General features: G+C 62.8%; 17 protein-coding genes. 5 read left to right on the top strand and 12 right to left on the bottom strand.

Annotated features, from left to right (window positions below):
* Window positions 1-732 (top strand): DUF3362 domain-containing protein (locus tag ABHR75_RS04540; RefSeq protein ID WP_346963750.1); only part of this gene is annotated, 732 nt, incomplete at its 5' end.
* Here ABHR75_RS04540 and ABHR75_RS04545 read toward each other — a convergent pair.
* From ABHR75_RS04545 to ABHR75_RS04580, 8 genes are all read right to left on the bottom strand, one after another.
* On the bottom strand, window positions 729-1640 hold the full coding sequence (locus ABHR75_RS04545; protein ID WP_346963751.1) for a CPBP family intramembrane glutamic endopeptidase: 912 nt from the start codon (window positions 1638-1640) through the stop codon (window positions 729-731). The genes ABHR75_RS04540 and ABHR75_RS04545 overlap by 4 nt on opposite strands.
* A gap of 83 nt (window positions 1641-1723) precedes the next feature.
* A complete protein-coding gene (locus tag ABHR75_RS04550; protein WP_196025235.1) occupies window positions 1724-1924 on the bottom strand; it encodes a type II toxin-antitoxin system RelB/DinJ family antitoxin in 201 nt (66 codons plus the stop codon).
* Between the two features lie 215 nt (window positions 1925-2139).
* Complete coding sequence (locus ABHR75_RS04555; protein ID WP_346963752.1) at window positions 2140-3516, bottom strand: ATP-binding cassette domain-containing protein; 1377 nt, start codon at window positions 3514-3516, stop codon at window positions 2140-2142.
* Window positions 3517-3519: 3 nt separating this feature from the next.
* Window positions 3520-4578: an ABC transporter substrate-binding protein gene (locus ABHR75_RS04560; RefSeq protein WP_346963753.1), complete on the bottom strand. Its 1059-nt coding sequence runs from the start codon at window positions 4576-4578 to the stop codon at window positions 3520-3522.
* A 2-nt stretch (window positions 4579-4580) separates the two neighbouring features.
* Complete coding sequence (locus tag ABHR75_RS04565) at window positions 4581-6392, bottom strand: [FeFe] hydrogenase, group A (RefSeq protein WP_346963754.1); 1812 nt, start codon at window positions 6390-6392, stop codon at window positions 4581-4583.
* Entirely contained in the window at window positions 6386-8218 is a 1833-nt protein-coding gene (locus tag ABHR75_RS04570) for an NAD(P)-binding protein (protein ID WP_346963755.1), read from the bottom strand. The genes ABHR75_RS04565 and ABHR75_RS04570 overlap by 7 nt, the downstream gene beginning before the upstream one ends.
* A gap of 340 nt (window positions 8219-8558) precedes the next feature.
* The gene (locus ABHR75_RS04575) at window positions 8559-9320 is read right to left on the bottom strand and encodes a 4Fe-4S binding protein (RefSeq protein WP_346963756.1); all 762 of its coding nucleotides are present in this window, start codon (window positions 9318-9320) and stop codon (window positions 8559-8561) included.
* A gap of 675 nt (window positions 9321-9995) precedes the next feature.
* Window positions 9996-12251, bottom strand: a complete 2256-nt coding sequence (locus tag ABHR75_RS04580; protein WP_346963757.1) for a DEAD/DEAH box helicase — start codon at window positions 12249-12251, stop codon at window positions 9996-9998.
* A 561-nt stretch (window positions 12252-12812) separates the two neighbouring features.
* On the opposite strand from ABHR75_RS04580, the gene ABHR75_RS04585 reads away from it, so the two are divergent.
* The 4 genes from ABHR75_RS04585 (at window position 12813) to ABHR75_RS04600 (ending at window position 16520) form a co-directional block, all read left to right on the top strand.
* Window positions 12813-15155, top strand: a complete 2343-nt coding sequence (locus ABHR75_RS04585) for a heavy metal translocating P-type ATPase (RefSeq protein WP_346963758.1) — start codon at window positions 12813-12815, stop codon at window positions 15153-15155.
* Window positions 15156-15302: 147 nt separating this feature from the next.
* Window positions 15303-15524: a heavy-metal-associated domain-containing protein gene (locus ABHR75_RS04590; RefSeq protein WP_152068326.1), complete on the top strand. Its 222-nt coding sequence runs from the start codon at window positions 15303-15305 to the stop codon at window positions 15522-15524.
* A 138-nt stretch (window positions 15525-15662) separates the two neighbouring features.
* On the top strand, window positions 15663-15932 hold the full coding sequence (locus ABHR75_RS04595) for a metal-sensing transcriptional repressor (protein WP_229071458.1): 270 nt from the start codon (window positions 15663-15665) through the stop codon (window positions 15930-15932).
* A 114-nt stretch (window positions 15933-16046) separates the two neighbouring features.
* Window positions 16047-16520 (top strand): hypothetical protein, encoded by a 474-nt coding sequence (locus ABHR75_RS04600; RefSeq protein ID WP_346963759.1) that lies wholly within the window; start codon window positions 16047-16049, stop codon window positions 16518-16520.
* Between the two features lie 92 nt (window positions 16521-16612).
* Here ABHR75_RS04600 and ABHR75_RS04605 read toward each other — a convergent pair whose 3' ends face one another.
* The 4 genes from ABHR75_RS04605 to ABHR75_RS04620 form a co-directional block, all read right to left on the bottom strand.
* Window positions 16613-17983, bottom strand: coding sequence for an amidohydrolase family protein (locus tag ABHR75_RS04605; RefSeq protein WP_346963760.1), 1371 nt, complete (start codon window positions 17981-17983; stop codon window positions 16613-16615).
* Between the two features lie 490 nt (window positions 17984-18473).
* Window positions 18474-19544: a hypothetical protein gene (locus ABHR75_RS04610; protein WP_346963761.1), complete on the bottom strand. Its 1071-nt coding sequence runs from the start codon at window positions 19542-19544 to the stop codon at window positions 18474-18476.
* Between the two features lie 360 nt (window positions 19545-19904).
* On the bottom strand, window positions 19905-20612 hold the full coding sequence (locus tag ABHR75_RS04615) for a hypothetical protein (RefSeq protein WP_346963762.1): 708 nt from the start codon (window positions 20610-20612) through the stop codon (window positions 19905-19907).
* Window positions 20613-20955: 343 nt separating this feature from the next.
* Window positions 20956-22437, bottom strand: coding sequence for a glutamate synthase subunit beta (locus ABHR75_RS04620; protein ID WP_346963763.1), 1482 nt, complete (start codon window positions 22435-22437; stop codon window positions 20956-20958).

The raw sequence follows: 22437 nt of genomic DNA on the forward strand, positions 1-22437 counted from the left end.
GACTACACCATGGCCGACGCCTCGGACGAGTTTTTGCGCGAGCTGCTGGAGCACCATGTCTCGGGCCAGCTGCGCGTAGCGCCCGAGCACGTGAGCGACGCAGTGCTGTCTGTAATGGGCAAGCCGAGCCGCGCCGTCTACGACGCATTCTGCCGTAAATTTGAACGCCTGAACCGCGAATACGGACTCAAGCAGTATGTGGTGCCGTACCTGATCTCGAGCCATCCCGGCTCGACCATGAAGGAAGCTGTGGACCTTGCCGAGGCCGTGCGCGACATGGGCTACATGCCCGAACAGGTGCAGGACTTCTACCCCACCCCGTCCACCATGTCGACCTGCATGTACTGCACCGGCGTGGATCCGCGCACCATGCAGCCGATCTACGTGGCACGCGACCCACACGAGAAGGCCATGCAGCGTGCGCTCATCCAATATCGCAAGCCCGAGAACTACAAGCTCGTGCGCGAGGCGCTGGAAAAAGCCGGCCGCCGCGATCTGATTGGCTACACCAAGCATTGCCTGATTCGTCCCGTGCCGCCGCGCCCGGGCGAGACATCTGCCAACGGCGGGCATGGAACCGGCAAGAAGGGCGGCAAGCCGCACGGTGGCGCCGGCAAGGGGCCCAAGGGTAGCAAGGGGCACAGCGGCATGTCGCGCGCACAGAACACTGCCGGTCGCAATCGCGCAGCCCAGGGGCGTCAGGGCGCCAACGGAGGCGGACGCCGCAACTAGGGCAGCGGTGCGCTCGCTGCATCCACCCCACACGCGTGGCGCAGCGAACGCATTGCCTCAACGAGGATGACGCCGGCGATAGCGACCGTAATTGCCACATCGAGCGGCGTGTTCACAAACCAGAGCAACGTCATGAGATACGACCCGGCATTAAAGGCAAAGTGCAGCAGAATCGTGTAGCGGAGCTTTCCGGTCGTCACGAGCACCCAGCCAAAAATGAGGCCGGCAGCGCCCGCATAGCAGCCCTGCACCCAGTTCATATGCATAAAGCCAAAGATGGCCGCCTGCAGCACGATTGCCGCGGCGATACCCCACGTGCTTGGGGCCGCCCAAGGCACCATGGCGCCATCCTGCGCGCTCGCACGACGCCGGCGCTTCCAAAGTGGGCGGCACTGCGGATTAAACGCTCGGAGCGAAAACTCAAAAATAATGCCGCGCACCAGCAGCTCTTCACAAAATGGGGCGCCGAGTACCGTAGTCAGGACGGCGAGATAACTGGTGTCGCCCATGCCTGTTTCCTCGACAAGCTCGCTGTAGTCGGCCGCGGCATCGGGCAACAGCGACAGCGCGGCGTCGGTCACGTAGCCAACAACCACCTGCAGGGCCAGGCCGATCACGATAACGCAGGCGATGCGTTTCCACGCCCCACGCGCTCCCCCGCCGAGCGGGTGTTCGCTTTGCCAGCGCGCCATAAACGAGCGCGGCCACAGATAACGCCACCACAGCAGCGCCATCAAAAACGACGCCATCTGCGCGGCAGCCTGGAACCATTGGATATCGAGATTGTCGATCGGATAGCCCGTCAGCACCGACAGGGCATCGAGAACCGAAAACAGAACCACGCTCAGGGCTATATCGGCAGCGACAACGCCAAAACAGGCAAGTGCCCAAACCAGCGCATTGAGCATGCCAACCTCCTCAAAACCGTTCCCTAGTTCTACCACAACTCGGCAGAGAGCTGATCCCATGGGGACGGAGGAAAACGGATCACTTATTGATGAGAATCGGGCGCAGCGCCAAAGGCCCCGCTGGGCGAAATGTCGAACGGAAAGGTGCCGCAGCGATTGAACGCGGCGATGAACATGCGGATGGCGTTGGACGGCGTGGTACCCACGAGCTGGGTTGCCGCCGCGAAGGCCGCCTTTTCCTCGGGCAAGACCTTCGCGACAACCGGGGTCATGTGTTCTGCCATGGCGCTTCCTTTTTGAAACGACGGTGGTGTGGATAGATGCGGGCCACGCGGCTGGGCGACGGGCTGTGAAGGCAACCCGATTGGCCCGCATCTGGAGTTTGTTTCTACGGCGTTGGTATTACTCTGTATTCTTAAGTATTACCCCCGCAGATAGAATACCATACCCGACCCCATGGGGACGGAGAAATACGGATCATTTTGTTGCTAAGTAGTATTTAGAGCGTGATGATATCCGAGATATTGAGGGCCCGAGCGTCAGCGGCATCGTGCGTGGCAAGCAACAGCATGCGGCCGTCGAGCAAGTCGAGCACGACCTCGGCGCATGCATCGCGCGCAGCGGTATCTAAACCGGTAAAGGGCTCGTCCAGAATCGCCGCGTCGCCTGGGCACAGCAGGGCTCGGGCAATCTCGACGCGACGGCGCTGCCCGCCCGAGAGCTCGGCCACACGAGCATGTACATCGACCCCCGGCACCAGCAGGCGCAACAGGGCTGCGGCACTCGAGGCGTCCACGCGCGCGTCGGCGCACACCAGCACGTTATCCAGAGCAGAAGCGTCCTCTACCAGGCGCACATCCTGAAACACCATCGAGCACGGTGCGCACTCCCCCGCCGCTAGCGCGAGCAACGTCGACTTGCCCACCCCCGAGGCGCCCATCACGCAGGTACGCCCGCCGGTGGGCACACGAAGCACCAGACCGTCCAGCGCCGGCGCCCAGGGCGTGCGATCGCCCACGGCAAGCGCAAGCTCCGCCGAAGCGCCATCGCTCGCGGCCCCCGCACGCCCGCGCAGTCCATGTCCATGCGTCCGCACGGCAACACGCCATGCCACGGAACCCGAAGCCCGCAGCAGCCACATCAGCACGCGCTCGCATGCCCACGATGCCGCCACGACCAACACGGTCCACGCCAGCAGGTCAGCCGTCTCAATGAGCAGCTTCGCCTGATAGATGCGCTCGCCCACGGTACCAGCCGCCATGCCAATCAACTCCGCCGCCACGCCGGCCTTCCAGCTCATGCCGATCACGGCGCGGGCGCACGAAAGCACAAACGGCAGGACTTCGCGCCAGGTATGGGCGAAGAACAGTCGCCAACCCCGCACACCGTGCAGACGAAACATCTGCTCCAGCGGCCTATCCACTTGTGCCAAACCCTCGACCAGCGAAAAATACACGCCCGGCAGTGCCATCAAAAAGACCGCTGCAATGCTCACGCGCGCCGACCCCAGCCAAATGAGCAGCAGAACCACCACGCAGGCAACCGGCGTCGCCTTTACAAACGAAAGCGCCGGCGCCACCAGACGGGCAAACGTCCGCGACCGCACCGAGACTCCCGCCAGTACACCGCCGCAGATCGCGGCAAGCGCCAGTCCGCCCAAGATTCGTGCGCCTGAGCCCACCAGAATCGCCCACGTGTTGGCATCACACACCAGCCGCAGCAACGTCACCATAACAGCGCCCGGCCCCGGCAAAATCAGCGGCTGCGCCACCAGCGCCGCCGCGAAGACCCACACGGCAAGCCAAAAGGCGGCAACGGCACCTGCTGCCGCCACCGCCTTCATACGCTTTGTCATGTGTCGAGCAAACGCACACACGAGCTACTCCATGTAGTAGAAATCGTCAGCCGGGAGCTTGCCGCCCACGGCGCTCGAGTCTGCATCGGCCAGCACCTGCAGGTACCCACCGAGCGCCGCCTTCATATCCTTCCCCGTCTGGCACACGAGCATGCACCCGGGAATCGCCTTTTCGGCAATCGTGGCGTTATCCACGATGCCTGCATCGACCACGGCCTGAGCCCAGTCCGCCGGCGCCGCGTTCACGGCCTTCACGCTCGCCGCATGGCAGCTCAGGAATTCCGCCACGGCCTCGGGATGTTCCTCGGCAAACGCGCGGCGCACCACGGTCGCACCCGTCAGCAGGCGCGAGCCCGTGTCTCCTGCCAGCTCATCCCACACATCGGTCAGACTTACCGGTGCCGACAGCTTGCCCTCGCTCTTGGCGATGGCAGCGGTCTTGAACGGCTCCGGCAGCACGCCCACGGCGGACGGGTCGGCAAGCAGGGCCGACAGCACCTCGGTGGGCTCGCTCTTAAACTCGAGCGTCACCTGGCCGGTCAGGCCTGCGCGCTCCAGCAGGTAGTTCATGACGTACTCCGGCGTGGTGCCCTTGCCCGTCATATAGACGGTATGGCCCGCCAGATCGCCAAACGAGGCCACACTCGCGTCGCCCGTCACAACGTTCAGCACGCCCAGCGTGTTGATGTCGATGACCTGCACCGCACCCTCGGTCTTGTTGTAGAGCACGCTCGCCACGTTGGCAGGCACCAGGGCGATATCGACATCGCCCTGAATCACCTTGGGCACGATCTCATCGGCTGCAGTGCTGATCGCAAAGTCGAACTCGTTGTCCGTCTCACCATCGGCCGCCCGGTCCATAAACTGCACCAGACCCATCGACGTCGGACCCTTGAGCGAGGCGACGTGCACCTCAACCGGCTCGGCAGCGGCACCGTCAGCAGCAGACCCGGCAGCCGAGCCCGCGGCGGACCCGGTACCGGCAGCCCCGCCGCCACAGCCCGCGAGCGCAAGCGACAGGGCGCCCGCGGCGAGCGCCGAGGCAAACCCCCGGCGCGACATCTCAAAATCAAACGCGCGCATCGCTAGCACGTCCCCTCGTTAGGCATCGTCCATGCGTGATGGTCGGTATGCAGCAGCTCCTCGGCCAGCGGCGAGAGCGGCTCGCCCAAGAACTCGCGGTAGCACGCCTGGACATCGGGATTCTCGTGCGAGAAGCGAATGTCCGCAGCGGCATCCAGACCCCACAGCACCTGACCGCGCTCGGCTGCCAGCTCGCAGCCGTCGTGGATGGGCTGACCGCCGCCACCGACGCAGCCGCCCGGGCATGCCATGACCTCAACAAAGTCATAGCTCACGCGGCCGTCGCGAATCGCGTCGAGCAGACGGGCGGCGTTGCCTAGCCCGTGCGCCACGGCGACGCGCACCTTGGTGCCATCGATACCGGCCACGGCCTCCTTCCAGCCGTCCAGGCCGCGCACATCGGTAAAGAAGTCGGCGTCGGGGTTCTTGCCCGTCACCAGGTAATAGGCCGAGCGCACGGCAGCCTCCATCACGCCGCCCGTGGCGCCAAAGATCACACCCGCGCCCGTGCCAAAGCCCAGCGGCGTGTCGAGCGGCTCCTCAACCAGCGTGTCGACGCTCACGTGGCTCGCGCGGATCATGCGCACCGTCTCGCGCACCGTCAGCGCAACGTCCACATCGGGCGTGCCGTCCTCGCCCACCATGCTCGGCAGCGCGCACTCGGCCTTCTTGGCCGTGCACGGCATCACGGACACCACAAACAGACGCTCGGGCTCCACGCCCAGCACCTTGGCGTAGTAGGTCTTGGCGATGGCGCCAAACATCTGCTGCGGCGACTTGGACGTGGACAGGCTGTCGACAAACTCCGGGTAGCGCGCCTTCACAAAGCGTACCCAGCCCGGGCAGCAGCTCGTGAACATGGGCCAGCTGCGGCTGTCGCCCTCGCCCTTGGCGGCCTTACCCAGGCGCTCGAGCAGCTCGGAGCCCTCCTCCATAATGGTGAGGTCGGCCGAGAAGTCGGTATCGAACACGTACTCAAAGCCCACGCGGCGCAGCGCACAAGCCAGGCGCTCGACAGTAGCCTCCTCGCGCGGAATGCCGAGCTCCTCGCCCCAGGCGCTACGCACGGCCGGCGCAATCTGCACCAGCACGATCTTGTCGGGATCGGCGATGACATCGAACACGGTCTCGGTATCGTCACGCTCGCGCAGGGCGCCCGTCGGGCAATGCGTGATGCACTGGCCGCACGCGACGCAATCGGTCTTGCCGATCGGCGCACGCCCGCGGGTGCCCACGGCGGTATGCGTGGCGCGGTTGGTCAGATCCCAAATCCCTAAGCCCTGCACGCTCTCGCACACCTTGATGCAGCGCATGCATTTGATGCACTTGTCGTTATCGCGGATGATGGGGAAATCGAAATCCCAGCCCTCGCGCGCCAGGTGCTGCTCGTACGGCAGATAGAAGATGCCCAGGTCGTTGGCGATGGTCTGCAGGTTGCAGTTACCACTGCGCACGCAGCTCGTACAGCGCGAGTCGTGCTGGGACAGCAGCAGCTGCACGTTGGTGCGACGCGCCTCGCGGGCCTTGGGGCTGTTAGTGTGGACCACCATGCCGTCGAGCACGTAGTTGTTGCAGGCGGCAACCAGCTGGTCGCAGCCCTCAACCTCGACCACGCACACGCGGCAACCGCCGATCTCGTTTAGATCGCGCAGGTAGCACAGGGTGGGAATCTGGATGCCGGCGGACTTGGCCGCGTCCAGGATCGTGGTGTGCTCGGGTACCATGACCTCGCAATTATCGATAGTGAGCTTGACCATATTGAGTGCTCCGCTTTCGGTGTTGTCGCTGACAGTGGGGTTGTTGGGCTCTACCATTCCAGGTTCCTCCCTCCGCGGAACGCGCCAAAGCCAAAGTGGTCGCAACGCAGGCAGCGGCTTGCCTCCTGGCGTGCCTCCTCCTCGGTAAGGCCCTGCTCGACCAGATTCCAATCGTGGATGCGCTCGCCGGCCTCGCGCTCGCCCAGCTCGCAGCGGCCGCACTCGTGCTTGCCCTTAAACTGCACGGTCGGCAGCTCAACGTCGAGCTTGATCTTGTGGTCAAAGCCCAGGTAGCGGTCGATATTTGCCGAAGCAACGCGGCCGGCGTTGATGGCCCGGATGACGGTGGCGGGACCGGTCTGGCAGTCACCGCCGCTAAAGAGGCCGTCGAAGTTAGGCACGGCGCCGTCCGAATCGGTGACGACGCAGCCCCACTTGCAGGCGATGCCCATCTCCTCAAACGGCTTGGAATCGATGTCCTGACCAATGGCAACAAACACGCGCTCGCAGGGAATGACGCGCTCGGGCGTCGCGGCGGCACGCGGGGCCGGGCGCCCACGACGGGGCTCGCCGGTAATCTGCGGCTGCACGCGCAGACCACTCACGCGACCATCTTCGCCCGTCTCAATAGCGAGCGGTGCGGTGAGCTCAAGAACCTCGCAGCCCTCGGCCTGGGCGCCGGCAATCTCGGCATCCTGGGCCGTCATGTCGCAGATGCGACGGCGGTAGACGATGCTCACCTTTTCGGCACCGCAGCGCACGGCAGAGCGCGCCACGTCCATGGCCACGTTGCCGCCGCCGATGACGCACACGCGCTGACCGCTCAGGTCGGGCAGCTCGTCGTCGCCGATGGCGCGCAGCATCTTGACGGCCGACTCCACGCCGGGCGCCTCTTCGCCCGGAAGGCCGAGCTTCTTATCGCTGTGGGCACCAATGGTCAGGTAGACGGCATCGAACTCGTCGCGCAGGCGGGCAAGCTCCTCGCCATTGACGGAGTGGTCGAGCTCTACGTCAATGCCGGCGCTCAAGATCCAGTCGATCTCGGCCTGCAGGCGCTCGCGCGGCAGACGGTAGCTGGGAATGCCATAGCGCAGCATGCCGCCCAGGTGGTGGCGCTGCTCAAAGATGGTCACCTTATGGCCCATCACGGCCAGGTAGTAGGCACAGGAAAGGCCGGCCGGGCCGCCGCCGATCACGGCGACGCGCTTACCGGTGTTGTCCACTACATGCGGCTTGTAATCGTTGAGGTCGCTGTGCTCAACGGCAAAACGCTTGAGGGCGAGGATGTTCATGGGATCGTCGACCATGCCACGACGGCAGTGCATCTCGCAGGGATGCTCGCACACCAGGCCGCAAACGAGCGGCAGCGGGTTGTTCTTGCGGATGACCTTGACGGCATCGGCATAGCGGCCGGCCTCGACCAGCGAAATGTAACCGGGAATGTCGACGTGCGCCGGGCAGCCCGAGACGCACGGGACGCGGGCCTCGCGGTCAAAACCACAGGAGTGCTCGCGGATGTGGTGCTCAAAATCGTCGCGGAAGCCGCGAATGGCCGTGAGTGCCATGGCGCCGGCCTCGTAGCCGATAGCGCAGTCGCTCGAAAGATAGATGGTGCGGGCAGTGCGCTCAATCAAGTTGAGCGTGGACTCGTCGGCGCGGCCCTCGAGCACATCGGCGAGCAGATCGCTCAGCGCGCTCAGGCCCACGCGGCAGGGCGTGCACTTGCCGCAGCTCTGGGTGGAGCACAGGTTGACGAGCGCCGCCGTAAACTCGACGGGGCACGGGGCGAGCGAGCTCACCGCCAGACGACGTCCGAGCGCATCGTGCAGGTCGTCCATAACGGCCTGAGCGTGGCTGCGTTCCATTACATGCAGTCGTGCCATAAGGTCCCCTCTCACATGGCAGCCCGGAGGCGAGGCCGGGCGAAATTGCTACACGCACAACACTGACCTAAAAAGTTGTGAGGTCTCCATACGGTTCGGCAGGCGGTATAAAATGTCACCCTCAGCGGTGAAATAAAACATTACCGCAGATAAATGCCATATTTGATAAAACGCGTTACCAAATTGCAATATTCAATGTGAAAAAGAGCGCCTTACTATTTTTCCTTTTTGATCCGTTTTCCTCCGTCCCCTTCGGATCACATGATCCCTTGGGAACGGAGGAAAACGGATCGTTTTTGGTGCAAAAGGGCCAGGTTTGTTTGCACCAATCTCACTTGCGCTAGATGAAGAGCTCGCATTCCTTCCGCACAACGCAAACCTTGCTCAACATCTTGGTAACGGCGGAAAGCGCAGCGGGATTAGGCTCGCGGGCATTCTGCGGGCATACGGAGACGCAACGCATGCAGGAGATGCACGCCTCGCCATCCACCTGCCTTGGATCGTCCTTGTCGATAGCTCGAACAGGGCACAACGCAGCGCAAGCACCGCAGGAGACGCAATCCTCCGTTGCATGGGGCACCATACTGTGGCCTCCAGCTTGCTTATAAGGACGATTGCCGGGAATAGAGGGCTCGGACGCAGCCCCGTCCAGTAGCTTTTGCCGGATCCGCTGCGCAAACTCTGAAAGTTGCGCCACATCCTGCGCATCCGGTCGCCCAGCAGCAAACTGACGAGCAACGGAATGCTCAGCAATGGCAGAAACCGCTGCAACCACCCTAAATCCGGCACGCTTCGCAACGTCTTCCAGCTCAATAAGCGTATCCTCAAACGCGCGGCCCCCGTAAACACAAACCAAAACAGCCCGAGCTCCGTTGCCACGCACCATTCCCAGTCGCTCAACCGCCACAGCTGGAACCCTGCCAGCATATGATGGGACGGAGATAACCGCAACGTCGCCCTTCGCCATCGAGACCCCGTGGAAATCCAACCCGCTATCGCTCAGATCGACGGTAACGATATTCCCATCCAGCGCCCCGGTCACAAGACCAGACACTTTCTCCGTTCCGCCCGTCGGACTAAACACAATTTCGAACATGCTCATCGAACATCCTCCCCTACGCTTGGTAACACACCAAGCCGCCCGCATGCTTAGACAGAGTATACGGCGCGGGGACACCCCGGTTTAGCGCAAAGGGGTCAGGTTTGTTTCCACCAACCTGATGCAGATTAACCTGACCCCTTTGCACCAAACTATGCTGTCTGCCTCATCGATTTGCATAATTTCCGTTACAGATTGCATATATTTACGTGATACCGCTGTGTTCTCCTGAGGTACCCCCTCCCGGACCGTGCAAAAAACGGAGTATTCTGCAACGCGTTCGTGCCAACACCGCCGCGAGCGGGCAAAACTGTAGGGCGCTGCATCATTTTGGGTTCCGCTATAACGAGAATGACGCACCTTTGCACCGGAAAACGGAAAACGGAAAACGGAAAACGGAAAAGTCTGACTCAAAACGCTCGCTAGGGATATCCGAAGGCCACCGCTGGCGACGTCGAATCGTATGCAGGCAACTCGATCTGCAGAATACTCCAAAAAATGCACGGCGCACCCCATGGGACCCATTGCCGCATGGCTGAAAACGGGCCTTCAGCATCCTCCAGGTGCATTCCTGAGCAAATCACACCGGACCAACGGTCGGATGCGGCAAACAAAAGGGCCCCGAGCGTAGTTGCTCGGGGCCCTTAGTTCGCCTCGCTCTAGCGTGCGACGCGTATGTTACTTGCGCTTGCCGCCGCCGTCACCGGGGCGACGGGAGCTGCCGCCGCGCTTGCCGCCACGATTGTTGCCATAGCTGCCACGGTTATCGCGACCGCCGGCACGACCGCCGCGGGAGCCGGCCTGGTTGCCGCCACGCCCGCCGCGATAGCCGCCACGACGCTCCTCGCGGGTATCGTCGTAGTTGCGCCAGTCATCGCGACGATCGCGGCTGGCACGCGGGTCACGACGATCGCGCGACTCGTTAGAACGACCAGCGCCGCCGCGGCTGCCGTTACCGCGAGCGCCCTCGCGACGCTCACCACCGCGGCCGCCATCGCGACCTCCGCGCTCGTCAAAGCGCTTGCCGCCGCGGGTACCACGCTCGTCACGCGAACCACGGCCTTCGCCGCCGCGACGCTCATCACGGCCACCGCGCTCGTCATCACGACCGGAACGACGGCGGTCGCCCGAACCGCGCTTGCCACCGCGCGAACCGCGGCCCTCGTCCTCGCGCTCAACACGGCGACGACCGCCGCGGTCCTCGTCCTCGCGGCGACGACGATGCGCCTCGCCCTGGAACTGCTTGGCGCGGCGCTCGGCACGGTTGCCACGCGGGGCCTGCTTGACGGCGTCAGCACCGCCGTGCTCCTCGGCAGCAACCTCGCGGGCCACGCTCTCCACGGCCTCGTCCACGCGAGCCTGAACGCCCTCGCGCACGCGGGTCTTGCCGCCGCGCTTGGGACGACTCGGACGCTCGCCGTCGCCGCGACGCTCATCGCGACCGCGGTTGGAACGACCGGCCACATCGCCGTAATCGTCGCCGTTGCGCTTGCCATCTCGACGTGCCTGCTCAAGCTTCTTCTTGCTCTTGGACTTGCCGCGCTTGGTCTTCTTCTTCACCTTAAAGGCCGCAGGGTCGCGCTCGGGATCAACGGCGGGCGGATTGGGGCCCACATGCAGGTCGCCGGCGTCATAAATGTCGGCCGTCTTGTCCATGAGCTTCTCGATCTCGTAGAACTCATCGACGTCCTGCTCGGTCACAAACGTAATGGCCCAGCCCAGCTCACCGGCGCGGCCCGTGCGGCCGATGCGGTGGATGTAGTCGGTCGGCTCTGCCGGCACGTCAAAGTTCACGACGTAGCGCACGTCGCTAATGTCGATGCCGCGGGCGAGGACATCGGTTGCCACCAGCACGTCGACGGTGCCGTCGCGGAAGGCCGAAAGCGCGCGCTCGCGCTGGGCCTGGCTGCGGTTGCCGTGAATCGCGGCGGCCTTGATGCCCTTGCGCTCAAGACGACGGCAGCAGCTGTCGGCGCGGTGCTTGGTGCGCATAAAGACGATAGTGCGCTCCGGGCCCTCCTTTTTGAGGAACTCGGGCAGCAGGTTGTTCTTGGCCTCGATGGACACCGGGAACACAAACTGGTCGACGGTGTCGGCGGTCGACGTGGCGGGCGCGATCTCCACGCGGGCCGGGTCGCTCACCAGGTCGGTGATCTCGCCCACGGCCTCCTCGTCGAGCGTGGCCGAGAACAGCAGCGTCTGGCGCTCGGCCGGCGTCTCGCGCACAATACGGCGGACGGCGGGCAAAAAGCCCATGTCGAGCATGCGGTCGGCCTCATCGAGTACCAGCACCTTTACCTCGTCCAGGTGGCAAGCGCCCTGTTCGATCAGATCGACCAGACGGCCCGGCGTGGCGACCAGGATGTCGCAGCCGTACTTGAGCGCCGCGGTCTGGGGCTTGTAGCTCACGCCGCCCACGACGGTCACGGCAACATGTCCGGTGACGTCGGCAATCTTGCCGGCGACCTCATCGATCTGCTGGGCAAGCTCGCGCGTGGGGGTGATGACGAGCATCGCGGGGCCGCGGCCGTTGCCCTCGGGCTTCTTGGCGCCGCGACGGCGGTTACGGCCGCCACGCTCGCGCACGGGCTTGGGCGGAGCAATGTGCTCCAGGTTGTTCATGGTCGGCAGCAAGAAGGCGGCCGTCTTGCCGGTGCCGGTCTGAGCGGCGGCAAGCAGGTCGCGGCCCTCGAGCACCACGGGGATGGAGCCGGCCTGCACGGGCGTGGGCGCCGTGTAGCCCAGGTTCTCGATGGCACGAAGCATCTCGTCCGAAAGTCCCAGCTCGTCAAAGGCGGGCAGGTTCTCAGTCGCGGACTCGACGGTCTCGGCGGCGCTGGCCTCGTCGGCAGCATCGAAGGCAGCCTGGGTCATGGCCTCGCGGGTCTCGTCCAGAATCTCGGCGTCCGTGACGTCGGATACAGAATTACGCATATGTTGTTGTTCCTTATCTGCACGCGTTATGGGCACGGCATGCGGCCGCGCGGGGCGTGCTTGGTAGTGCGCTAATACATACAAAAACAGGTGCGCACAGAGAGGACGTTGCTCAGCACGCTGGCGATCGCTTTGGCAGCCCTATCACGCGCCGTCCAGACGCAGCAGCTCTAAGCGATGGAGCAGATTCGCCGCCGGTTAGTATACCCGCGCTTCGCATGCCCCCACGTAAACCACAGATGACGGGGCGGACGGGGCGGGTCTGGGCCGATTGTCTCAATCTGCAACAGTTGCTCAGCAAAAACCGGCCGAACCGTTACAGATCAAGACAGAGCTCAGCCACGCAAAACAACATCTCGATCTGTAACAGTTAGAGCTCATTTTCCCTGCTAGATGTTACAGATTGAGATGTTTGACAGGGGCTGACAACGATTGAGCAGCCGCCCTCATCTGTATCGGAATGTCATACATTTCTTTCTGGACTAGACACCCCCAGGGGGTATGGGTGTATAGTATCGGCAGGCTAACAATTCCAACACCGAACTACAGAAAGGAGAAGCCATGGCTCAAGATAAGTTTGACGTGGGCGGCATGACGTGCGCCGCTTGCCAGGCGCACGTGGACCGCGCCGTCAGCAAGCTCGACGGCGTCCAAAGCGTCGCGGTCAACTTGCTCGCCGGCTCCATGTTGGTGGACTATGACCCCGCGCAGGTCTCCCCCGACGATATCTGCACTGCCGTCGACCGCGCGGGCTATTCGGCCTCGCCCGTCAGCGCGGACACCGATGCCACCAGCTCAAGCGGCAGCGCGCAAGCCAGGTCCGGCGCCGCCCATATGGAGTCGCCGACCAAAAAGCTGGAGGCCACTGCCTCCGCCATGCGCACCCGTCTCATCATCTCAATCATCTTTCTCATCCCGCTGTTCTACATAGGCATGGGGCACATGCTCGGCTGGCCGCTGCCCGGCATCTTCACGGACCACGTCCACAGCATGACGCTTGCCCTCACCGAGCTCGTCTTGCTCATCCCCATCGTCTACATCAACGACGCGTACTTTATCAACGGCTTCAAGTCGCTCGTGCATGGCGCGCCCACCATGGACGCTCTCATCGCCGTCGGCGCCACCGCGTCGATCGCCTGGTCGCTCTACGCCATGTTCATCATGGCCGACCAGTTGGCCGCAGGTCAGGTGCGCGAGGCCATGATGACGAGCATGGACAACCTGTATTTTGAGAGCGCCGGCACCATCCTGTCGCTCGTCACCGTGGGCAAATACCTCGAGACGCGCAGCAAGTCCAAGACCGGCGGCGCTATCGAGGCGCTCATCGATCTGGCGCCCAAGACTGCGACCGTCGTTGCCGATGACGGCACCGAGACCGTTGTGGACGTCGACAGCATCCTTCCCGGCCAGGTGCTGCGTGTGCGCCCCGGCGAGTCCATCCCTGTCGACGGCGTAGTGCTCGAGGGCGCGTCGGCCGTGGACGAGAGTGCGCTCACCGGCGAGTCCATCCCCGTGGAAAAGACCGCCGGCGACACCGTCAACGCCGCCACGGTCAACCGCACCGGATCGTTTACCTTCCGTGCCACACGCGTGGGCGCCGACACGTCGCTTGCCAAGATCATCCAGCTCGTCGAGGACGCCAATGCCACCAAGGCGCCTATCGCCCGCCTGGCCGACAAGGTCGCCGGTGTGTTCGTGCCCGTGGTGTTCATGATCTCGGCCGTGACCTTCGTGGTGTGGATAGCGCTGACCGGCAGCGTGAACGAGGCGCTCACCTCCGCCGTGGCCGTGTTGGTGATCAGCTGCCCGTGCGCACTGGGTCTGGCCACGCCCGTCGCCATCATGGTGGGCACCGGCAAGGGCGCCGAAATGGGTATTCTGTTTAAGAGCGCCGAGGCGCTAGAGAACCTGCGCAGCGTGGGCACCGTGGTGCTCGATAAGACGGGTACCGTCACCCGCGGCAAGCCGGCCGTAACCGATATTGTGGTTGCCGCGCGCGCCGACGGCTCGCCCGCCATGAGCGAAAAGGCGTTACTGAAGCTCGCTGCCGCGCTGGAGCGCTCGAGTGAGCACCCGCTGGCCGAGGCGATTATGGCCGAGTGCGAGACGCGCGGAATCGTCGCACGCATGGTCGAGGACTTTGTCGCCGTGCCCGGTCGTGGCGTTACGGCACGCGAGGGGCAGAATACCATCGCGGCCGGCAACGTGCGTCTGATGAACGAGCTGGGCGCGGAGGTGCCCGCCGGTCTTGCCGAGCAATTTGCCACCGAGGGCAAGACACCGCTGTTCTTTGCCAAGAACGGCGAGCTCGTCGGTACCATCGCCGTGGCTGACGAGGTCAAAGAGACGAGCGCCGAGGCCATCGCCGCGCTGCGTTCGCTCGGCGTCGATGCGCGCATGCTCACCGGCGACAACCGCGTGACGGCCGAGGCCATCGCCCGACGCGTGGGGCTCACCAGCGAGCAGGTTATCGCCGACGTCCTCCCCGCCGACAAGGAACGCCACGTGCGCGAACTGCAAGATGCGGGCGGCAAGGTCGCCATGGTGGGCGACGGCATCAACGACTCCCCCGCCCTGGCGCGCGCCGACGTGGGCCTCGCTATCGGCACCGGCGCCGACATCGCCAAGGAGGGAGCCGACGTGGTACTCATGCGCAGCGACCTCATGGACGTCGCCCGCGCCATCGAGCTTTCACGCGCCACGATCCGCAACATCAAGCAGGACCTGTTCTGGGCACTGTTCTACAACGGCATCGGCATTCCGCTCGCCGCGGGCGTGTTCTTCCCCCTCACCGGCTGGCAGCTCTCGCCGATGTTCGGCGCCGCGGCCATGAGCCTGTCGAGCGTGTGCGTCGTAAGCAATGCTCTGCGCCTGAAATCCTTTAAGCCTAAAGTGGCAAAATAGGCTCACCATTAAGTCCATTTAGAACCGGTTTTCCAAGTGCCAGAGATCGACCTGAAAGAGGAGCGGCGCGTACTTTGGTACGCGAGCGACGGCTTGAAGGTCAAGGTCGGGTGCCTGGGAAAGCCGACACAACAGAGAGGAATATCCATGCGTTACACGATTAAGACTTCCGGCCTTATGTGCGGCCACTGCGACGCCACTGTCGAGACGGCGCTGCTCAACGTGGCAGGCGTGACCGATGCCGACGCCGATCACGAGACCCAGACCGTCCAGGTAGAGTGCGCCGACACCGTGACCGCCGAGCAGCTCACCGCCGCCGTCGAGGGCGCGGGCGAGAAGTTCCACGCCCTGTCCGTGACCGCCGCGTAGCAGACGCCGCCTACTCAATCCTCAGAAGTTGCGGTGAAATAGTTCCTGTTTTAGCGCTTCAAGCCTGCAAACAAGAACTATTTCACCGCAACTGACGGGGGCATCCGGAAAATCGACCAGAAACGAGGACCCGCCATGATGGCAGACCATAAATCGGTGACCCGCATGCTCAAAACGGCACGTGGGCAAATCGACGGCATCCTGCGGATGGTGGAGGAGGACCGTTACTGCGTCGACATCTCCACGCAGCTCATGGCCACGCAGGCGCTCATCGCCCGCATCAACGCCGATGTGTTGAAGGCACACATCGAGGGCTGCGTCGCCTCGGCCATCGAATCGGGCGACGAGGAGCTCAAAGCCGCCAAGCTCGCCGAGATAGAGCGCGTCGTCGACAAGCTCGCCAAGTAATTGGTGCAAGGGGGACAGGTACGTTTGCACCACCTTGGTGCAGATTAACCTGTCCCCCTTGCACCAAAAGGGGTATAAAAGCGTGCAGCACAGCGAAATGAAAGGCAGTTCTGCATGAATGACTTTATGAAGGGTCGCAACGGCGCCGACGAGCTCACCATCGTGATGGGCTTTGCTGGAATCGTCATCGCGATGATCGGATCGATGGCCCGTATTCAGTGGCTCAGCTGGATCGCCATCGCCGTTATCGTGATTGGCGTGCTGCGCGGCCTGTCCAAAAACATCGACGCGCGCCGCAAGGAGAACGACGCCTTTGTTACGGCGACCGCAAACGTCCCCGGCCTCGGCAAGTTCGTCGCTAGCTTGGGCGGCGGGACTGCGGCCGCAAACGCTTCGCGTGCCGCTGGTACCAGCAAGGAGGACTTTGAGCGCGCCAAGCGAACGGCCAAGAAGATGTGGAAGGGTCGCAAGACCACGGCCTACCTCAAGTGCCCCAACTGCGGCCAGATGCTGTCCGTCCCCAAGGGCAAGGGCAAGATCCGCGTCACCTGCCCCAAGTGCCACGCCAAGATGGAAACGCGCTCATAGCCGCCATACCATGGGACAAAATAAAAGCCGAGGCCTCGCGCTGAGACCTCGGCTTTTTTGATTACGACAAAGGGATCGCCCCTTTGTCACACCTATGCCACGCCGTCGCGGGCAAGCTCCTCGGCCAGCGCCTCGGCCGGCATTGACATAATCGCGTCGAGCTCGGCGTCCACCTCGGGAATACGCTTCACCTTGAGCTTGCGCACTAGATCGCCACGACACATCACGTGCATCGGCGCACGCAGCGCGCACAGGTCATCGAGCGGGTTCTTGCGCGTCACCAAAATGTCGGCGGCCTTACCGCACTCGATTGTGCCGGTCTCGCCGCCCAGCCCCAGCAGCTCGGCATTGACCTGCGTGGCCGTATGCAGCGCGAAGGCGTTGCTCACACCGACATACTTGGCAAAATAGGCCACCTCGCGCCACATGTCGTACTGCGTCACGAACGGGCAGCTCGAATCTGTGCCAAGGCCCACCCTAACACCAACTTCCAGTGCGGCACGAGCACTCTCGATGATGCCCGAGCACACGATGTCGCCGTTCTTCTTTTGCGTATCGGTCGAATGGGTCTTTTCCGGGTCGAGTAACACAAACGGCAGCGCTGGGCTGATAGTGCAGGTCACGCTCGGCGCACGTCCCTCGAGCTGTGCTCCCGCGGCGCCACGGTACAGCTCCAGGATCTCGGACGTCAAAGGAGCGCCGTGCTCAATCGTGTCAACGCCGGCCTCAAGCGCGGCCCTCACACCTTCGGTGCTCTCGACATGGGCCATGACCGGAAGGCCAACCTCGTGCGCCGCCTTGCACGCCGCTGCGGCAACCTCCACCGGCATACGCAACACGCCCGGCTCGCCCACTTCGGTCGCGTCGAACACGCCGCCCGTTACGAACAGTTTAATGACGTCGGCACCGCGCGCATACAGGTCGCGCACCTGTTCGGCTGCCTCGGCAGGACTGTTTGCCACCTGGGCGAACAAGCCCGCACCATGGCCGCCCTGCACCGTGACGCCCGTTCCCGGCGCCACCAGGCGAGGACCTTGATACTTGCCGGCATCGATAGCATCGCGCACGGCCAGATCGGCAAACAGCGGGTCGCCCGCGCCGCGCACCGTGGTCACGCCACTTGCCAGCTGCTGCTGGGCGCTGCCCTTAAGAATGTGGCGCACGATGGCGCGCCCCACGGGATTATCGAGCTTTTTCATCAGGGCGCCCGCATCGCCCGCCGAAACCGGCTTACCCGAGCCGCACAAATGCACATGCATATTGATGAGGCCCGGCATGAGAAACGCCCCTGCCAGGTCGATGACCTCGGCACCTGCAGGCGCCTGCGCCACAGCGCTCGGCCCCATCCACGTGATGAGACCGCGCTCAACGGCCACGGCCATGTCGGGCTGCGGCTCCATATGTTCCGAACCATCCAGGACGGTCGCATTGATAAACAACGTGGAACGATCGGCAGACGCCATATCGAGCTCCTCCCTCACAATTAACTTGAACATTTGTCCATTATCACCCAGCGCGACAGGGTTGCTGCGGACATATCGGCTAACGGGAGGAAGAGAAGGGCGTGAGGATGAACAGACCAGTGCAGCGATGCTTCGGTCGTTCCAGCAAAACGTCTTGATCTGTAACAGATAGACCGTCTTTAACCTTCCAAATGTTATAGATCGAGATTTTTCGACATCGCGTCCAACCTTTGTCTCAATCTGTAACAGTTGGGTCGAATTTTGACCGTCAGATGTTACAGATCGAGATATTCTCCGGCCCCATCGTCAAACGTCTAAATCTGTAACAAGTAGACAGGTTTTCGGCCTCTAGGTGTTACAGATTGAGATTTTTCGTCAGCCGCCAACCTTTTGTCTTGATCTGTAACAGTTACGAGGCCAAACGGCCCCTTGTTGTTACAGATCGAGACAAACTCGGCAGGAACAACCACATTCGCGTCAGTTGCACCCCTTAGCGCCCATACCACTGACGCTTCCATCCCTCAGCCAAATCGGCCCGCTGCGGAATACCTGCTAGCCTCATCTTTTCAACCAGCTTCCCCGGGTTCTTGAGTTCATCAAACGTGAACCGAAGCACCTTGTGCCCGAGCATTGTCAGATGAGATTCCCGCTGACGCTCTGCCACGAACGGGTCGACCGGCTCCCGACCCTCGCCGTTCTGCAAGGCATACTTCCCCTTTCCGTCGAGCTCGCCGATGACACATGTCCCGTCCTCGAGCCTCCAGAAATAATCGACCCGAAACACTTGGCTTAGATCAAGCGGGTCGCGAAACTCCACCTGCAACTCCGGAACCGGAAAGCCGTATGCAATAAAGAACGCCCGAAAGCGAGACTCGCCGCCGTTCTCGGACAGCCCGTCCGCATGCGACGCAATCACCTGAGCTCTGCGATACCCTCGCCTGCCCTCGCAATCGACCTGGAGCCGTTCGCAGAGGTCGTCGCGCGATACGTCCCTTGCCCGCAATGCAGAATCGGCGATCGCCAACCCGTAGGAGAACGGCGCATGCAGCAGACAATCCTCCACCGTGCGCCAAAACGGCGTCACCCGCACGCCATCGACTTGTTCAAGTGCACCCGCCGCCTGCGGACGCAGCAGTCTACACCCCATACTCAATGCCACCGAACAACCCGTCTTGACCAAGTAACGCGGCCCGAGCAGATCATTCGGCACCTCCAGACCCCATATCAGCGCGGCATCATATCCCCAAAACGCCCAATCGGGGTGAAACTCGGCAAGCCCCTTGATGGTCCACCGCGCCCGCTCCGGCGGCGTCAACGCATCCCATTCATGCTGAAAACAGAAAAGGTGCGACTCGGGCTCCGCAATATCATCGGTTCCCACATGGCGCCGCAGCCACATGAGCTCGGCATTGTCGTGCGTCACAAGCAGCACGCCTTGTTCAGCCGCCTCCGTGAGCCTGGCAAGCATCCTATTCCGCGCCAAGGTGTTACGTGTTACGTGCTTGTGTTTAAAAACGGCATTAGACACTTCTATCACCACCACATCGGAGAAATGGGCCATCGCCGCTGTTACCGCCGCTGACAAATGTCTTGATCTGTAACAGGAAGACAGTCTTTGAGCCTCTAGATGTTACAGATCAAGATCTTTCGGCACCGCGTCCAACCTTTGTCTCGATCTGTAACAGTTGGGTCGAGTTTTGGCCTGTAGATGTTACAGATTGAGACATTCCCCCTGCCAGGTTCCAAACATCTCGATCTGTAACAGTTAGGCGTCCTCCAGACCCCTAAACGTTACAGATTTAGACAAATCAGCGGCGCCCAAGTATTCGTCTCGATCTGTAACAGGTAGACCGGTTTTTTGTCCCTAAACGTTACAGACCGAGACTAATAGACGGGCGGCGACACTGCGACTGCCCATCCCCTACTCCCATTCCTGTTCGTAGATGTTGAGGGACTTTACGTAGCGCCCCTGGGCACCCATGATGTCGCGAACCAGCCTCAAAAAGAAGCTGATACACGAGGTGTCGAAGCCATCTTCCAGGTCTTCCGGATGGACGGCGCCAGGCCCGTCGACCGCCGTATCGCTCAGGCGCGCAATGTCGTAGAGGTAGAGCTGCCCCGCCGTCAGCCAGACATCGTCAACGCACGCAATACGCACCGCAATCGCACCTTCGCGCCAGTGCTCTTTTTGCACGATATGTGGGTCGTAGACATCAAAACGACAGTCGGTGCGCGTGTCGCGCAGCGCGACCATACCAGTCGCAGGATCCTTGTCCAAAATGCCAAAGCGCGAGAAATACTGCGTGTCGCGCACCTGTTCGAGCCGCCTGAGCGAAGCAGGCGAAAGTAACGCCGGCGGTTCGTCCACATACAGCTCAAGCAGCGTCTTGCCATGGTAATAGGGACGCTCGAACAGCAGCCAATCGGTAAATGCCATGTTATAGGCCATGATTTCACTTTGCGATGGTTCTTCGCAATAGCTGAGCCATGGATCGACTATCACTTCGAACTGTGTGCGCGCCGACTCCAAAAACTGAAACTTGCGCAGCATCCAAAACTGGGCCATATCGGCAATATCGTTACCGACGGCTTCGTCCAGACGTCCCCGGTCCAAAACATGATCAGCCATGGCATCCTCCTCAAACTGATAAACCTCAATTTGAGCTTACGAGGAGGGCAGGTGGTCGCCGCCAGCGCGGGCGAAATGGGCATCAGGCTGCAAACCAGATGCTGACCGTATACTTGACGGAACGCTTGACCGATACGTTAAACCGAAACAAAACCCCAGTTAAACATAGGCAAATAAACAGAGATTTTGAGCTTGCCAGCCGCAGCCATCACGAAAACAGCAAGGTGCCGCGAGCCCGCACGTCAGCAAATGAGCAGTCAGACGTTAAGAGTGTCCCCGACGACTAGACAAAAAAAGCGCGTCCCCAATGACTAGTCGTTGGGGGCGCTCTTGAATGACTACCTTACAACGCCAGGGTCTCGGCAACCTCGGCCGCGCAGGCCAGGGCATCGGCCATGGCACTCACCACGAGCGAGCTGCCGTTGCGGGCGTCGCCGGCCACATACACCGGCGCGGCATCCGCAGCAACGCCATCCACGCGGGCCGCGAGGTGCGAGCCCTCGGCAGCCATCACGGGCAGCGGGCGGCCCGCCGTGGCAACGGGCACGCCGACAGCTTCGAACACGCCATGCTCGGGACCCGTAAAGCCACAGGCGATGAGCACCAGCTGCGCCGGCACCTCGTGCTCGGAGCCCGCGATGCGCGCGGGCTTGCCGGCCGACCAATCCAGATCGACCACGCGCAGACCCGCAGCCGCACCCTTCTTGTCCAGCAGCACCTCGAGCGTATCCACGCCCCAGGCACGCATCTCGCCACCCATCGCAGCGATAGCCTCCTGCTGGCCGTAGTCGGTCTTCTTAACGTTGGGCCACTGCGGCCAGGGGTTGCTCGCCGCGCGCCTATCGGGCGCAGCCGGCAAGAACTCAAACTGGCGCACGCTGCGCGCGCCCTGACGCACGGCGGTACCCACGCAGTCGTTTCCAGTATCGCCACCGCCAATGACCACAACGTCCAGGCCGCGTGCGCTCACCGCGGGCTCGCCGCCATCGAGCACCGAGACGGTCGAAGCCGTCAGGTAGTCCACCGCGTACACCACGCCCGGAGCATCCACGTTCGCAGCCGAAAGCCCGCGCGGGTCACGGGCACCAGCAGCCACCACGACAGCGTCAAAGCCATCGAGCTTGGCCGCCACTGCAGGGTCCGTCACATCGGCGCCCAGCTCAAACACAATGCCCAGCTCGCGCATGAGCGCCACGCGACGCTCGACCACGGACTTCTCGAGCTTCATGTTGGGAATGCCGTACATGAGCAGGCCGCCCGGGCGGTCGTCACGCTCAAACACCGTCACGCGGGCACCGCGACGCGCGAGCTCCCACGCAGCCACCAGGCCAGCCGGGCCGGAACCAACCACGGCGACCGAGGGCGCGTCCTCCCCTGCCGGCTCAAAGCGACGCGGGCCGCCGTTTGCCCATTCGTGGTCGCTGATCGCGCGCTCGTTATCGTGAATCGTTGTGGGCTGACCGTCAACCGAACCCAGGTTGCACGCGGCCTCGCACAGCGCCGGGCACACGCGACTCGTGAACTCGGGCATGGGCGAGGTGAGCGACAGGCGCTCGGCAGCCTCGTCCCAACGGCCGCGGTACACCAGCTCGTTCCACTCGGGAATCAGGTTGTGCAGCGGGCAGCCACTCGGGCGCGCCTTGCCAAAGCTCGCACCCATCTGGCAAAACGCCACACCGCACATCATGCAGCGGCTCGCCTGGGCACGGCGCGCGTCGTCGTCGAGCTCCACGTACAGCGGATCAAAATCATGGCTGCGCTCCTCCACGGGGCGCAGCTCGTGGGTCACGCGATCGATATCAAGAAAAGCACCGGGCTTACCCAT

The organism is Collinsella aerofaciens, assembly GCF_039752955.1.
GTDB classification, from domain to species: Bacteria; Actinomycetota; Coriobacteriia; order Coriobacteriales; family Coriobacteriaceae; genus Collinsella; species Collinsella aerofaciens_BI.

Bases quoted from the DNA above. Each gene is read 5' to 3' on its own strand.
- ABHR75_RS04545 (WP_346963751.1), bottom strand. From the start codon at position 1,640: ATGCTCAATGCGCTGGTTTGGGCACTTGCCTGTTTTGGCGTTGTCGCT.
- ABHR75_RS04550 (WP_196025235.1), bottom strand. From the start codon at position 1,924: ATGGCAGAACACATGACCCCGGTTGTCGCGAAGGTCTTGCCCGAGGAA.
- ABHR75_RS04560 (WP_346963753.1), bottom strand. From the start codon at position 4,578: ATGCGCGCGTTTGATTTTGAGATGTCGCGCCGGGGGTTTGCCTCGGCG.
- ABHR75_RS04565 (WP_346963754.1), bottom strand. From the start codon at position 6,392: ATGGTAGAGCCCAACAACCCCACTGTCAGCGACAACACCGAAAGCGGA.
- ABHR75_RS04570 (WP_346963755.1), bottom strand. From the start codon at position 8,218: ATGGCACGACTGCATGTAATGGAACGCAGCCACGCTCAGGCCGTTATG.
- ABHR75_RS04575 (WP_346963756.1), bottom strand. From the start codon at position 9,320: ATGAGCATGTTCGAAATTGTGTTTAGTCCGACGGGCGGAACGGAGAAA.
- ABHR75_RS04580 (WP_346963757.1), bottom strand. From the start codon at position 12,251: ATGCGTAATTCTGTATCCGACGTCACGGACGCCGAGATTCTGGACGAG.
- ABHR75_RS04585 (WP_346963758.1), top strand. From the start codon at position 12,813: ATGGCTCAAGATAAGTTTGACGTGGGCGGCATGACGTGCGCCGCTTGC.
- ABHR75_RS04590 (WP_152068326.1), top strand. From the start codon at position 15,303: ATGCGTTACACGATTAAGACTTCCGGCCTTATGTGCGGCCACTGCGAC.
- ABHR75_RS04595 (WP_229071458.1), top strand. From the start codon at position 15,663: ATGGCAGACCATAAATCGGTGACCCGCATGCTCAAAACGGCACGTGGG.
- ABHR75_RS04600 (WP_346963759.1), top strand. From the start codon at position 16,047: ATGAATGACTTTATGAAGGGTCGCAACGGCGCCGACGAGCTCACCATC.
- ABHR75_RS04605 (WP_346963760.1), bottom strand. From the start codon at position 17,983: ATGGCGTCTGCCGATCGTTCCACGTTGTTTATCAATGCGACCGTCCTG.
- ABHR75_RS04610 (WP_346963761.1), bottom strand. From the start codon at position 19,544: ATGGCCCATTTCTCCGATGTGGTGGTGATAGAAGTGTCTAATGCCGTT.
- ABHR75_RS04615 (WP_346963762.1), bottom strand. From the start codon at position 20,612: ATGGCTGATCATGTTTTGGACCGGGGACGTCTGGACGAAGCCGTCGGT.
- ABHR75_RS04620 (WP_346963763.1), bottom strand. From the start codon at position 22,437: ATGGGTAAGCCCGGTGCTTTTCTTGATATCGATCGCGTGACCCACGAG.